General features: G+C 57.3%; 10 protein-coding genes and 1 tRNA gene. 7 read left to right on the forward strand and 4 right to left on the reverse strand.

Translation table 11 applies throughout. The features are described from left to right. Nucleotides 1–180: 180 nt before the first annotated feature. Nucleotides 181–1698: an ABC-F family ATP-binding cassette domain-containing protein gene (locus JHL21_RS15105; RefSeq protein ID WP_200214349.1), complete on the forward strand. Its 1518-nt coding sequence runs from the start codon at nt 181–183 to the stop codon at nt 1696–1698. Between the two features lie 64 nt (nt 1699–1762). Here JHL21_RS15105 and JHL21_RS15110 read toward each other — a convergent pair whose 3' ends face one another. The 3 genes from JHL21_RS15110 to tig all read right to left on the reverse strand — a co-directional run bounded on the left by JHL21_RS15110 (nt 1763) and on the right by tig (nt 3854). Beyond that, the gene (locus tag JHL21_RS15110) at nt 1763–2062 is read right to left on the reverse strand and encodes a PRC-barrel domain-containing protein (protein ID WP_200214354.1); all 300 of its coding nucleotides are present in this window, start codon (nt 2060–2062) and stop codon (nt 1763–1765) included. Nucleotides 2063–2073: 11 nt separating this feature from the next. Next, nucleotides 2074–2346: a hypothetical protein gene (locus JHL21_RS15115; RefSeq protein WP_200214355.1), complete on the reverse strand. Its 273-nt coding sequence runs from the start codon at nt 2344–2346 to the stop codon at nt 2074–2076. A 128-nt stretch (nt 2347–2474) separates the two neighbouring features. Continuing rightward, nucleotides 2475–3854 carry a trigger factor gene (gene tig, locus JHL21_RS15120; protein WP_200214357.1) on the reverse strand — a complete coding sequence of 460 codons (1380 nt, stop codon included), beginning with the start codon at nt 3852–3854 and terminating at the stop codon, nt 2475–2477. Nucleotides 3855–4342: 488 nt separating this feature from the next. Between tig and JHL21_RS15125 the strand changes: the two genes are divergently transcribed. From JHL21_RS15125 to glnA, 3 genes are all read left to right on the forward strand, one after another. Further along, nucleotides 4343–4427: transfer RNA gene (locus tag JHL21_RS15125), tRNA-Leu, on the forward strand. Nucleotides 4428–4900: 473 nt separating this feature from the next. Then, nucleotides 4901–5239 (forward strand): P-II family nitrogen regulator, encoded by a 339-nt coding sequence (locus tag JHL21_RS15130; RefSeq protein WP_169194061.1) that lies wholly within the window; start codon nt 4901–4903, stop codon nt 5237–5239. A 70-nt stretch (nt 5240–5309) separates the two neighbouring features. Then, entirely contained in the window at nt 5310–6719 is a 1410-nt protein-coding gene (gene glnA, locus JHL21_RS15135; protein WP_182395571.1) for a type I glutamate--ammonia ligase, read from the forward strand. Between the two features lie 42 nt (nt 6720–6761). Here glnA and JHL21_RS15140 read toward each other — a convergent pair whose 3' ends face one another. Next, a complete protein-coding gene (locus JHL21_RS15140) occupies nt 6762–7415 on the reverse strand; it encodes a hypothetical protein (protein WP_169194059.1) in 654 nt (217 codons plus the stop codon). A gap of 220 nt (nt 7416–7635) precedes the next feature. On the opposite strand from JHL21_RS15140, the gene JHL21_RS15145 reads away from it, so the two are divergent. Genes JHL21_RS15145 through nikE form a run of 3 tightly spaced genes read left to right on the forward strand, consistent with a single transcriptional unit; the run spans nt 7636 to nt 12879 of the window. After that, a complete protein-coding gene (locus tag JHL21_RS15145; RefSeq protein WP_200214359.1) occupies nt 7636–9348 on the forward strand; it encodes an ABC transporter substrate-binding protein in 1713 nt (570 codons plus the stop codon). Nucleotides 9349–9401: 53 nt separating this feature from the next. Continuing rightward, nucleotides 9402–10373: an ABC transporter permease gene (locus JHL21_RS15150; RefSeq protein WP_199530541.1), complete on the forward strand. Its 972-nt coding sequence runs from the start codon at nt 9402–9404 to the stop codon at nt 10371–10373. A 4-nt stretch (nt 10374–10377) separates the two neighbouring features. Beyond that, nucleotides 10378–12879 carry a nickel ABC transporter ATP-binding protein NikE gene (gene nikE / locus JHL21_RS15155; protein WP_200214361.1) on the forward strand — a complete coding sequence of 834 codons (2502 nt, stop codon included), beginning with the start codon at nt 10378–10380 and terminating at the stop codon, nt 12877–12879. Nucleotides 12880–12896 lie beyond the last annotated feature (17 nt).

A 12896-nucleotide genomic window follows, 5' to 3' on the forward strand; every position in this document is an offset into this window, starting at 1 on the left:
GCATCGCCAGCGTGGTCCCGTCCATGCCCTGTTGCTTAGGCTGCAGGGCTGACCAGTCGGTCCGGACGATATTTCGCTCCTTCCCACTTGGTTCGCCCTTTATGGCGCTTCGGCTGATGCTGTAGCGCTGAATTGACGGCAAATGGCGCTCCCCTTGCGCCGATCCAATGAGCGAAATCCATGGGCACTCTCAGTCTCAAAAATGCCGGCCACCGTGCGGGCGATCTCTTATTCTCCAATCTCACTCTTTCTATCGCTGATGGCGACCGTGTTGGCCTTGTGGCGCCAAACGGGCGCGGCAAGTCTACGCTTTTGCGGGCCTTGGCGGGGGAGCTTGAATTGAGCGAAGGCGCGATCACGCGCTCGCGGGGCTTGAAACTCGGCCATATTCCGCAGGACATTCCGTCAGAATTTCTCACGCTCTCCTTGCGCGACTTCGTCGGCACGGGGCTCGACCGCAGCCAGCTCGAAAGCGAAGGCTGGCGGGTTGATGTGGTGCTTGAGGATTTTTCTATCCCAGAAGAGTTTCGCGACAAGGCTCTCCATCAGTTGAGTGGTGGGTCGCAGCGCATGGCCCTTTTGGCGCGCTGTTGGGTTGGCGAGCCGGATGGCCTGCTGATGGACGAACCGACCAACCATCTTGATCTCTCCCGTATCGTCGCGCTTGAGGATTGGCTCGCTTATGCGGCGAAATCCATGCCGGTGGTTATCGCTAGCCACGATCGGGCCTTTCTCGATCGCGTAACCAATAGGACACTGTTCCTGCGTCCTGATGAGCCCGTCTATCTGCCGCTTGCCTATTCGGCGGCCCGGTCAGAGCTTGATCGCGTCGATGCTGCGGCCCAAGCCCAGCGCGAGCGTGATCTCAAAGAAGCCACTCAGCTGCGCAAGCAAGCCGCAAAACTCACCAATATCGGTATCAACTCGGGAAGCGATCTGCTGACGGTGAAATCCAAACAGTTGCGCGAGCGTGCCGAGAAGATTGAAAACAAAGTCCAAGAGGTGCATCGCGATCGGACGGGCTTGGTCAAGCTCGGCAATAGCGGTGCGGACGCTCGCGTCATGATGGCAATCAGTGGCCTTACCGTTACCACTCCAAATGCCGTCCCCTTATTCTCGATTGAAAAGCTGCATATTTTTCAGGGGGATCGGGTTGTCCTCTTAGGCGCTAATGGGGCTGGCAAATCGCAATTCATGCGCATCATTACAGAGGCACTTGCGGGCGATATGGTTGACGGTGTACGGCTCTCGCCTCAGCTTGTGCCCGGATATATGGACCAAGCCCTCGCTTGGCTCCCCACTAATCGGTCACCACTTGATTACCTATTGGAGCGGTTTGACGAGGGCGATCGGCGGACGATTGCGCTGTTGGCGGGCGCGGGGTTTGCCACCGAGAAGCAAACCAAGCCAATGGCGACACTGTCCCTTGGTCAGCGGGCGCGTGTCGCGCTCTTGGCGCTAAGATTAGCCAAGCCCAATTTCTATTTGCTGGATGAGCCGACCAATCACCTTGACATCCCCGGGCAAGAACAGCTTGAGGACGATATCTGCGGGCAGGGCGCTACCGCCATTATCGTCAGTCACGACCGCGCGTTTCTGCGGGCGGTTGGGACGCGGTTTTTGCAGATCAAGGGTAAGCGGCTGGTCGAAGTTGACAGTCCGGAAGACTTTTTCGCCGACATGGCTGCCGCGGTCTAAAAAGAACGGGAGCCCCGCGAGGAGCTCCCGTTCTTCACCAACTGACTGGAGGTCAGGTCAGTGTTCAGCGATCAACATGCTCTGGCAGAGCTTTCAGCTGATCTTTGGTAAAGCGCGTGACGCCGTGCACATTGCCGTCCTCATCACGCATGAAATTGAGGTCTGACACGTTCAGCGCGACCGGTTTTGCGCCGAGGCCAAGAAAGCCACCGACATCAACGACAACCTGAGAAATCGCGCCAAGCCCGTGAACATGAGCGACCTTGCCGACATGGTGGTCGTCTGGACCGTAAATTGTTGCGCCTTCAAGCGTGGAAGCGTTGAGTTCGGTTGCTGCAAGCGGGGTGTGGCGGGAATGATCCAAAATCTCGTCCTTCAAATATGGGAAACGGGGCGGCTGGCCTGCGACGCAGTTCTGCTCGATGAGGCCTGCGCGTCGCGCGCTTCGAGCTCTTCAAGCGCTTCGCCTACGCGTGCGGCCACTTCCGGATCGAATTTATGGTCCGGCGCGGTAAACTCATATTCATGCAATTCTTCGGCGGTAATGCCCGCGTGACGAGCGAAATCTTCAGCGTCGATTCCGAGAGCAACGCGCCGGTTGTGGTCGCCTTTGGGGTGGCGATTGAAAGCGGAAATAATGAAGCCCATTAATCAACTCCTCTGTCCCTAGCCAATGAGACAGAAGCGGAAAGGTTCAATAAAATTTTCGCCACTGAAATCGGAGCATAAAAAAAGCCGCCCCGGAGGGCGGCTTTCGTTTGAGCTATGCTCAGATCTTAGTGGTGGTGCTCTTCTGGCACTTCGTCTTCGTCTGCCTGGATGAGCTTTGCGAGCTCTTCACGGGTCATCTTCTTCTCGGTGATAGCACCGGTATCGATGATCAGGTCGACGACCTTGTTTTCGAAGATTGGAGCACGCAGGCTTGCGAGAGCCTGTGGGTTCTTGCGGTAGTAGTCGTAAACCTGCTGTTCCTGGCCTGGGAAGCGACGGACTTCAGCGATAAGCGCCTGCTGGTGCTCTTCGTCCGAAACCTGAACTTCCTTGGTGTTGCCGATTTCGGCAACGACGAGGCCGAGGCGCACGCGGCGTTCCGCGATACGGCGGTACTGTTCACGAGCTGCTTCTTCGGTGGTGCCTTCGTCTTCGAAGGAACGGCCGTGCGACTGCACTTCGTGCTCAACGCGCTGCCAGATGGTGGCGAATTCAGCTTCAACCAGCTGAGCTGGAACGTCGAACTTGTGGCCGTCATCGAGAGCGTCCAGAACCTGGCGCTTCATGTGCTGGCGACCCATGGAAGCGAGAGCCGATTCCATCTGTTCGCGGATGATCTTGCGCAGAGCTGCAACGTCTTCGAGGCCGAGCTTCTTCGCGAATTCGTCGTCGAGTTCGCCAGCGTTCGGGCCGTCAGCATGCAGGATGGTGACGTCGAAGGTTGCTTCCTTACCGGCCAGATCAGCGTTCTGGTAGTCAGCTGGGAAGGTAACCTTGATGGTCTTGGTTTCACCCTTCTTCTGGCCGACGAGCTGTTCTTCGAAGCCAGGAATGAATTCGCCCGAACCAACGGTCAGGTGAGCGTGCTCGGAAGTGCCGCCATCGAATGGAACGCCGTCGATCTTGCCAACGAAGGAAAGGCCGAGACGGTCGCCGTTTTCGACAACTGCGCCATCACCCTTGTCGGTGTAGCCGCGGTTCTGTGCGAAAACGCGGTTCACTTCGACGTCGACTTCTGCGTCGGTCACGTCGATCACTGGCTTGGTGATCTTGACGCCAGCAGTGTCCATCAGTGCTACTGGTGGGAGAACTTCGTATTCAACTTCGAATGCCAGATCGGTCTTGCCGTCGAGCACGTCGTTGATCACTGCCTGGTCCTGCGGCAGATCAACCTTTGGCTGAGCAGCTGCGCGTTCCTTGCGGGTGTCGAGCGCGCTAGCAACGGTTTCGTTGATCGCGTCGGTCATGACTTCGGACATAGCCGAACGGCCATAGACCTTCTTCATGTGAGCGGTCGGCACCTTGCCGGGACGGAAGCCCTTGATGTTAGCCTGGCCCTTGAGCTCTTCGAGCTTGGTGTCGAGGCGCGCGTTAAGGTCAGCGGCCGAAATGGTGACGCTGAGCTTGCGCTTCAGGCCTTCGTTGAGGGTCTCAGTTACCTGCATGGGGGTCTATTCCCGTCTTGTTTGATCTCGTTAGGCCAACGGCATGACGCATTGATTCAGGAGGCGAGGCCACGCGAAAATTTCGCGCCAGATGAGCCGTTTGCTTTTCTTACCCCGCGTTAAATACAGGGCTTGAAAGCACAAAACCCATCTGTTGGGTCGACACTTTCACCAATCCATCATTTGGACGCGCCAAAACAAAGCGCGGCCTCAGGCCGGGTTGATGGAGGCGTATAGAGGCTATTCGGGCTTGGTGCAAGCATTGCTATGCCTGTCTAAACGCCGGATACCCTAGCAAACCTGCGATTTTTCATGTGGTTGCATCTTGGCGCGGTAATCAAGTGGTGAGGGAGCGGGCTCACTGCGCAGTTTTCCACATGATTGAACGCGCCAGAGTCGGCTGTTTCACAAGATTCTGTGCTTTGCGCTGAGGAGAATGAGGGCAGGGCATTGACCCCGTTATGACAATATCATAGCAAGCCGACAGCGCGCTCGTGGCGGAATTGGTAGACGCACTGGATTTAGGTTCCAGCGCTTCACGGCGTGGGGGTTCAAGTCCCTCCGGGCGCACCATCACTCACCTGTTGAGTGGTTTCAGATTTAATCTGATTGAAAAAGCGGCAGCCGTGATGCCGCTTTTTTCGCATCTAGCGTTTGGCTTTGTCGGTACAGGCTTTCACCACCCTTGTGTGATGTGCCGACGGTATATTTCTCTTGTTATGCACGGCTCTACAGCCTGTGGCGCTCCGGGATGATCTGCGTACATTGCCGGTGCCGAATAGAAGTCACTGCCACTCTCTTCTGGCATTACCCAAGGTCGCCGCTTAAAACTGCGGCACCAAAACCGAGTGCTGTGGTGATTGGGCTGTAAATCTGTGCGTGCTGCCTAAACTTTGTGCATATACCTCACTTTGCCCGTGCTACACTGTTTTTCGCTTATTGACTAAGGCTATGGAAAATATGGTTTTCTTGAAGCTTGCGTGAGTTGGCACACCCTATGCATATGTATTGGCGGTAATTGCCGAAAGTGGCCATGGAGGCATGAGTTGAAAAAGATCGAGGCTATCGTAAAGCCGTTCAAACTCGACGAAGTAAAAGAGGCACTGCAGGAAGTAGGTCTGCAGGGCATCACTGTGACCGAAGCCAAGGGCTTTGGGCGCCAAAAAGGCCACACGGAGCTCTATCGTGGCGCTGAATATGTGGTGGACTTCCTGCCAAAGGTGAAGGTCGAGGTGGTTTGCACCGACGACGTCGCTGAAAAGGCAATCGAAGCTATCCGCGCAGCAGCCCAGACAGGGCGCATCGGCGACGGCAAGATCTTTGTTTACTCGATCGAACAAGCGATCCGCATCCGTACCGGCGAATTTGGTGACGACGCGCTCTAAGTCCCCTTAGACCGAGCGCATCGCACCCGACTGAATACAACCGTTTCCGCAAGACAGGGGAAAGACCCAAATGACGACCGCAGCCGACATCATCCAGCGCATGAAAGACGAGGACATCAAGTACCTAGACGTGCGCTTTACCGACCTGCGCGGTAAGCTTCAGCACGTGACTATGGACGTGTCTGTTGTCGACGCCGACATGTTCGAAGACGGCGTGATGTTTGACGGTTCTTCGATTGCTGGCTGGAAGGCCATCAACGAGTCCGACATGGTTCTCATGCCAGATCCGGCGTCCGCTTACATCGACCCGTTCTTTGCTGCCAAGACCCTCGCAATCAACTGCGACATTCTCGAGCCAGCAACCTACCAGCCATACAACCGCGACCCACGTTCGATCGCGAAGAAGGCTGAAGGTCTCGTCAAGTCGTCTGGTGTTGGTGACACCGTCGTTTTCGGTCCAGAACCAGAATTCTTCATCTTCGACGACGTGAAGTACTCGACCTCCACCTATAAGGTTGGCTTCCAGGTTGACGCGGCAGAACTGCCAACCAACAATGATGCGGACTTCGAAGGCGGCAACAACGGCCACCACATTGGCATCAAGAAGGGCTACTTCCCAGTTCCACCGCTGGACAACGCGCAGGACATGCGTGGTGAAATGCTCGAAGCCCTCGGCGAAATGGGCGTCATCATTGAAAAGCACCACCACGAAGTGGCATCGGCTCAGCACGAACTTGGTCTGAAGTACAAGACCATGATCGCATCGGCTGACGACGTGCTGATCTACAAGTATGGCGTTCAGCAGGTTGCTAACTCTTACGGCAAGACTGCAACCTTCCTGCCAAAGCCTGTTTTTGGCGACAATGGTTCGGGCATGCACTGCCACATGTCGATCTGGAAGGATGGCAAGCCACTCTTCGCTGGCGACCAGTACGCTGGTCTTTCGATGGATTGCCTCTACTACATCGGCGGCGTCATCAAGCACGCGAAGGCGATCAACGCTTTCACCAACCCGACCACCAACTCCTACAAGCGTCTGGTTCCAGGCTTTGAAGCTCCAGTTCTGCTGGCTTACTCGGCTCGTAACCGTTCGGCGTCGTGCCGTATTCCATTCGGCCAGTCGCCGAAGGCAAAGCGCGTTGAAGTTCGCTTCCCAGATCCACTGGCGAACCCATACCTTGCCTACACCGCACTGCTGATGGCTGGTCTTGATGGTATCAAGAACAAGATCCACCCAGGCGAGCCAATGGACAAGGATCTGTACGAACTGCCAAAGGACGAACTCAAGGAAATCCCGACCGTCGCCGGTTCGCTCCGCGAAGCTCTGGAAAGCCTCGACAAGAACCGTGAGTTCCTCAAGGTCGGCGGCGTGATGGATGACGATTTCATCGACGCTTACATCGAGCTCAAGATGGCTGAAGTGCTGCGTGTCGAAATGACCCCGCACCCAGTCGAATACGAAATGTACTACTCGGCCTAATTGGCAGGGTTTGGGGAAGGGGCCTTCGGGCCCCTTTTTCTTTTATAGGCTTGGGAAGGCGCGGCGCATGGCGTGACGCCAATCCTTGGGCGCCTCCAGTGCCAATTGCGCGTCGCGTGTGGAATAGTGCTCGGTGAACTGCACAGCAAAGCCGATGTCGAAGAGGCGCACGACCGCCCCCTCAAGCTGACCGATGGTGACGAGTTCGCCGATTGCCGGTTGGAACGGTGCCGATACCGCTGCCCCGCGACCGGAATAGTCGATGACGAGGCATGGCTGTGGCCACTCATCCTGTCCGCGACAAATGATGGTGCGTGGGTTTTTTGGTAGCAGACGTTCGCTACTGCGGCGGTTGTTGGTTTCCGTCCACAGTGTTTCAGTGAAATTGTTGATACGTTCGTTATGCTCCAATGTGCGCGCGCTGCTCATGAGCAAAGCCATCTCAAACCCATCTTCGAGGCGCCGTGTCACCGGGCCCTGCAGGGCACCAAAAGCGGCAAAGCGTGCCGTAACCATTTCACCCAATTGCGGAATAATCGGTGCGGCCACGCCCAGACTGGTCGTTGCGATCATACGTAACCGGCAAGCAAACAGGTTGAGGCCAGCGTGAGCAGGTCTCGCGCCAAGTGAATAGCGGCCTGAAACAGTGGTAATGCCGTGTACGACGATAGACGCTTGTGGGGATAGCTCGGTCACGTGGAACCCTCCAGTGTGCAGAAGCTACAGCAAAACTGGCAAGCCGACGTTTAAACTCGTCGCTGAATTTTATGACCTGCCTTAGCTATTTAGAAAGCATAGGGCAGTGTCATATAAACATGACAATGATGTTCAAGAATCTCTTGACCTGACATTAACATGAGTTTAGCAGTCCGGTTAAGGGTGCTTGTAGCCCAGTTTACAAAACCGGATCTTCCAAATGCGTCGTTTACTCCTTCGGGGTGCGAGTGCTGTTGCGCTCGCCCTATGCCTTGCCGCGCCTAGCTCTGCTCACGATGCGAGGCTCCACGCTAATCCTGAAGCGGGCAATGGCAGCCCTCACACGGCTGCGGGCATCCTCAGCACGGTCAACAATCAGGGTCCAAAGACTGCTGATAGCCTGACCATCGGCATTTGGAACACCGCAGCCAACATCACCACCTATACGATCGGCAACAGCTGGAACGATTGGGTGCTGTATCTGGCCCTCGATAAACTGCTTGAGCCATCGCCCTATATGTCCAAGGGCCGCTCGTGGCTGGCGACTGAAGTTGTGCAGGTGTCGGAAGACGCGCGCATCTGGGAAGCGGAAATCCGCCAGGGCGTAAAGTGGCACGACGGCACAGACATGACCGCCGAAGACGTTGTCTTTACCTACAATCTTTACCTCAACGGCCCGGCAAACCGCTGGACCCACCACGTTTCTGACGTGCCACGCATCGAAACCATCGAACTGGTTTCGCCCACCCGCGTCCGCTTTACCGCGCCGCGCCCCATGCCAAACTTCGATCTCGTGACCGCGCCTGAGCTGCCGATCATGCAGAAGAAGCAGTGGGAAGGCATCGAAGACCCGCGCACCATGACCGATCCGGTCATTGGCACCGGCCCCTACAAGCTGGTCGAATACAAGGCCGACGAATTCTACCGCTTTGAAGCGCACGAAGAGTTCTGGGGCGGCGCGCCGACGGTCAAGGAATTGACGCTGGTCATGATCAAGGACCCGCAGACGATCTTTGCGGCCCTGAAATCCGGCGAAATCGACGGTGCTGCCCGCGCTCTGCCGCCTGAAATGGTCGCGCAGTGGAAGGACGATCCCAATATCGAAATCGCGCAGGCGCCAACCCTTTGGGGCACCTGGATGCAGATGAACCTCAACGATCCGGTGTTCAACAACCGCGATCTGCGCAATACCCTGTCGCTCGCGATCAATCCTGAAGAAATGGTCGAGCGCGTCATGCTCGGTCGCGCGCAGTCCGGCAAGCACGGCTGGCCGCATCTCGACAGCACCTGGACCAAGCCCGGTCTTGAAGTGCCATTCGACGCCGAAGCGGCAAAGGCTGGCTTTGAAACCCTCGGCTTTGTCGACGCCAATGGTGATGGTTATCGCGATCTGCCCGATGGCACGCCGTTCGATTGGCGCATCGTGGTTTCGACCAATCAGCCGCTCTATGTGCGTGCGGCCGAAGTCATGGTCGAGCAATTCGATGCCGTGGGCATCAAGACCCATGTTGAGGCCGTGGACGCTGCCACCTTCAACAGCCTGACCACCGATGGCAATTACGAGTTCTCCATCTCGGAAATTACTCCGCACGGTTTGGCCGATCAGGACCAGTACATGCAGTTCTATTCGAGCCCGCAGATGAAGACGCTGCTCGAAAGCGAACCAGAACGTCTGGCCCTCTACAATGAGTGGTGGGAAGCGGACAGCCGCGAAACGCGTCAGGACGCCCACTTCAAGCTGCAGGAATATGAACTGAAATACCCGAGCCGTTTCATGCTCTGGTACCCAGATGGTCTGTTTGCCTACAACTGGAAGGCCTACGACAACTACGCCTCTTCGTTCGGCTACGGCATCTTCCACAAATACTCCTTCTTGCCTGAAGCTAGCCGTATCGGCACCTCCGACTCCATCGATCAACTGATCGCGGAATAAGTCTGGCTCGCCCGCGCGGCTTCGGTCGCGCGGGCTTTTTGGCGTTTCGGTCCATGTATTATCTGCGCACGACACTGCAGTATCTGCTGACTTTGCTCGCGGCTCTCGCGGCGAACTTCTTCTTGCCCCGTTTGGCACCCGGCGATCCCATCAACGCTCTGCTCGGCGCGGACGTCGTTGAGACCATGACCGAAGAGCAGGTGGCGCAGGTCGCGAGGGAACTTGGCATCCATGATGCCCTCCACGTGCAGTTCTGGAACTATCTCACCGGCATTTTCACCGGCGATTTCGGCATGTCGATCAAGCTGGGCATGCCGGTCTGGGATGCCCTCATCCAGAAGCTCCCGTGGACGCTGCTGCTGATGGGTTTTGCGCTGGTCATCTCGACTGTGATCGGCACGGTATTAGGCGTCATGTCCGCCTGGAAGCGCGGCGAAATTGCCGACATTGCCACCATGGGCGGCGTGCTTTTCGTCGGTTCATTGCCGCCGTTCTGGCTGGCAATGATGCTGATCATTCTCTTCTCGACGACCCTCGGTTGGCTGCCATCCTACGGCGCTTACAAAGTGGGCACGTCCTTCCCGAGCCTGAATTGGTTCCAGGGGGTGGGGCTGCGTTTGATTATGCCGGTGCTGGCTCTCGCGATTGTCCAAACCACCTCGGTCCTTCTGATTGCGCGCTCCTCCATGCAGATGGCGCTTGATCAAGACTACATCATGTTCGCCCGCGCCAAGGGCGTGTCCGAGGGCAAGATCTTCTTCAAGCACGCGTTCCGCAATGCGCTGCTGCCGCTCTACACCCACACCATGATGGGCCTTGGCGCGCTCATCGGCGGCTCGCTCATCATCGAGACTGTGTTCTCCTATCCCGGTCTCGGCGGTCTCATCGTTCAAGGCGTCAACTCGCGCGACTATCCGCTTTTGCAGGGCCTGTTCGTCATCACCACGATTTCGATCATCGCCGCGAACTTTGTCACCGACCTTCTCTATCCCCTGATTGACCCGCGCACGCGGCGGGCGGGTTAAGTCCATGTCGACAGCACACTATTCTAATACCAGACGCGTCATCGCGCCGTTCTCGACAGCCACAGGCAAGGTGCAGTGGTTGGGCATTACCATGCTGGGCGTCATTGTTCTGCTTGCGGTCATGGCGCCGCTTTTTGCGGGCTATCTGCCGCGCGCCCTCAGCTGCGCGCCGTTCGAAACGCCGAGCGCCGCCCATATTCTAGGCTGTGACGACGCTGGCTACGACATCTGGTCCCAGCTGCTCTATGGCGCGCGCGTCTCTCTCATTGTCGGGCTCTCGGTCGCCACGGTCTCGACCGTGATTGCCACCGCCGTTGCCATCCTTGTTGGCTATCATGGCGGCTGGGTTGATCGCCTCGTCATGCGGTTCATCGACGTGGTGCAGGCCATGCCGTTTATGCCGCTGGTCATCGTTTTGGGCGTCTATTTCGGGGCCTCCATCCAGACACAGATCATCGTGATCGCGCTCGTCATGTGGGCGAGCCCGGTGCGTGAGCTGCGCGCGCAAATTTTGTCTATCCGTTCAGCCGGTTACGTCGAAGCGTCCATTGCTATGGGGGCAGGGGGCTGGTTCGTCGGTCTCAAGCATATCCTGCCAGAGATTGCGCCTCTCATTGTGCCGCAGTTTGTGCGCATCGCCCTTGCGGCGATCATGGTTGAAACCTCGCTGAGCTTTTTGGGCTTGGGCGATCCCCTGCAAAACTCTTGGGGGTCGATCCTCTTCCACGCCAATGCGCGCGCCGCTTTCCTCACCGGCACTTGGATCTATTGGATCTTGCCGCCCGGCATAGCCGTCTCGCTCACCGTTTTGGCTCTGGCCTTCATCGGCTTTGGCTATGACGCCTCGCTCGCGCCGCGCATCAAGGTCAAGAAGCAGGCACTGCCGCTTTCTCCAGCTCATGCTGCGCCGCAGTCTGGCGCGGCCCTGTCTGCTCAGGGATTGACCATTGTTTACGACACTGAATTTGGCACCAACACCGCTGTAAAAGCCTGTGATCTGACCCTCCAAAAGGGTGAGCTTTTGGGTCTTGTCGGCGAGTCCGGTTCCGGCAAAACCACACTCTCGCTCGCCATCCTGCGCCTCCTGCGCCATCCGGCCCGTGTCACTCACGGCGCGGTCTGGCTTGGTGACGATGATCTGCTGGCAAAAGACGCCGAAGAGCTTCGGGCGCTGCGGGGTCGCAAGATCGCCCTGATCCCTCAGAGTGCCATGAACGCACTCAATCCCGTGCTCACCATTGGCGCGCAGATCGAGGAAGCTCTTGAGCGTGGCGATAAGCTGACCAGCGTCCAAAAAACCGCCAAGGTGAATGAGTGGCTGGGCAAAGTTGGCCTAGAGACTAAGCACGCCAACAGCTACGCCCATGAACTCTCTGGCGGTATGCGTCAGCGTGCCGTCATCGCTATTGCCCTGTGCAACACGCCCGAGGTGGTGATCGCCGATGAGCCGACCACAGGCCTTGATGTGCTGGTGCAGGAAGAGATCATGCAACTTCTGCTAAATCTCCGCCAAAGCCTTAATTTATCTATTCTTTTCGTCACTCACAATCTCCCCTTGATCGCCCGCCATGCCGATCGTCTGGCGGTTATGTATCAGGGCGAATTGGTCGATCTCGGCGCGCCAGAAAGCCTGCGCGCGGCAGCAAGCCATACGCATACGCGGGCCCTCTTCGACAATCTGCCGGAGATTGACGATCCCAAGCTCTGGCCGCAGGGCGTGCCGAATGGCGATCCGGTCATTGCCTTTACCGGCGTGACCAAAACCTATTACCCAAATTCGGTTTTGGGTCTCAATCTCGGCGCGCCGCACAAAGCGCTAAACGATGTGTCCTTCACCCTCCGTCCCGGCGAAAAACTTGGGCTGGTTGGGGGCAGTGGGGCGGGTAAATCGACCCTGGCCCGTTTGGTCATGGGCATGATCAAGCCCGATAGCGGCACGATTGCCTATAACGGAGCTCCGCTTGGTGCGGGTCGTGCGGCTCGTAAAACCATGGCGCGCGCCGTCCATATGGTGTTCCAGGACCCGTACCAGTCCATCCGCAATCGCATGTCCATTCGCGACATCATTGCCGAACCGCTACGCATCCACGGCGAACGCGACGATGGCGTTATCGCGCGCAAGGTTGCCGCAGCATTAGCAGCAGTACGTCTACCGTCCGATGGGCATTTCATGTCCCGTCGCCCGGTTCAGCTCTCTGGCGGACAACGCCAGCGTGTCGCCTTCGCCCGAGCATTGGTTTGTGACCCCAAGGTGATCATCGCCGACGAGCCAACCTCAATGCTTGATCAATCCGTGCGCATGGAAATCGTGCAGTTGATGGAAGACCTACGCCGCGAATACGGCACGGCCTTCCTCTTCATCACCCACGACATCGCCTTGGCACGCCACTTCTGCGACCGGCTCATAGTGTTGAGCGAAGGCCGGATCGTTGAGCACGGGGATGCGGACGCTGTCGTCCAAACCCCACAACATGACTACACGCGCAAGCTGATCGCAGCGGCCTGACGCACAGAAAGACAAAG

Origin of the sequence: Devosia sp. WQ 349K1 (assembly GCF_016595685.1) — a bacterium.
Classification (GTDB): domain Bacteria; phylum Pseudomonadota; class Alphaproteobacteria; order Rhizobiales; family Devosiaceae; genus Devosia.

What these genes read in the sequence shown, in the direction of transcription:
- JHL21_RS15105 (WP_200214349.1), top strand. Translation starts at nt 181, where the DNA reads ATGGGCACTCTCAGTCTCAAAAATGCCGGCCACCGTGCGGGCGATCTC.
- nikE (WP_200214361.1), top strand. Translation starts at nt 10,378, where the DNA reads ATGTCGACAGCACACTATTCTAATACCAGACGCGTCATCGCGCCGTTC.
- JHL21_RS15150 (WP_199530541.1), top strand. Translation starts at nt 9,402, where the DNA reads ATGTATTATCTGCGCACGACACTGCAGTATCTGCTGACTTTGCTCGCG.
- glnA (WP_182395571.1), top strand. Translation starts at nt 5,310, where the DNA reads ATGACGACCGCAGCCGACATCATCCAGCGCATGAAAGACGAGGACATC.
- tig (WP_200214357.1), bottom strand. Translation starts at nt 3,854, where the DNA reads ATGCAGGTAACTGAGACCCTCAACGAAGGCCTGAAGCGCAAGCTCAGC.
- JHL21_RS15115 (WP_200214355.1), bottom strand. Translation starts at nt 2,346, where the DNA reads ATGGGCTTCATTATTTCCGCTTTCAATCGCCACCCCAAAGGCGACCAC.
- JHL21_RS15145 (WP_200214359.1), top strand. Translation starts at nt 7,636, where the DNA reads ATGCGTCGTTTACTCCTTCGGGGTGCGAGTGCTGTTGCGCTCGCCCTA.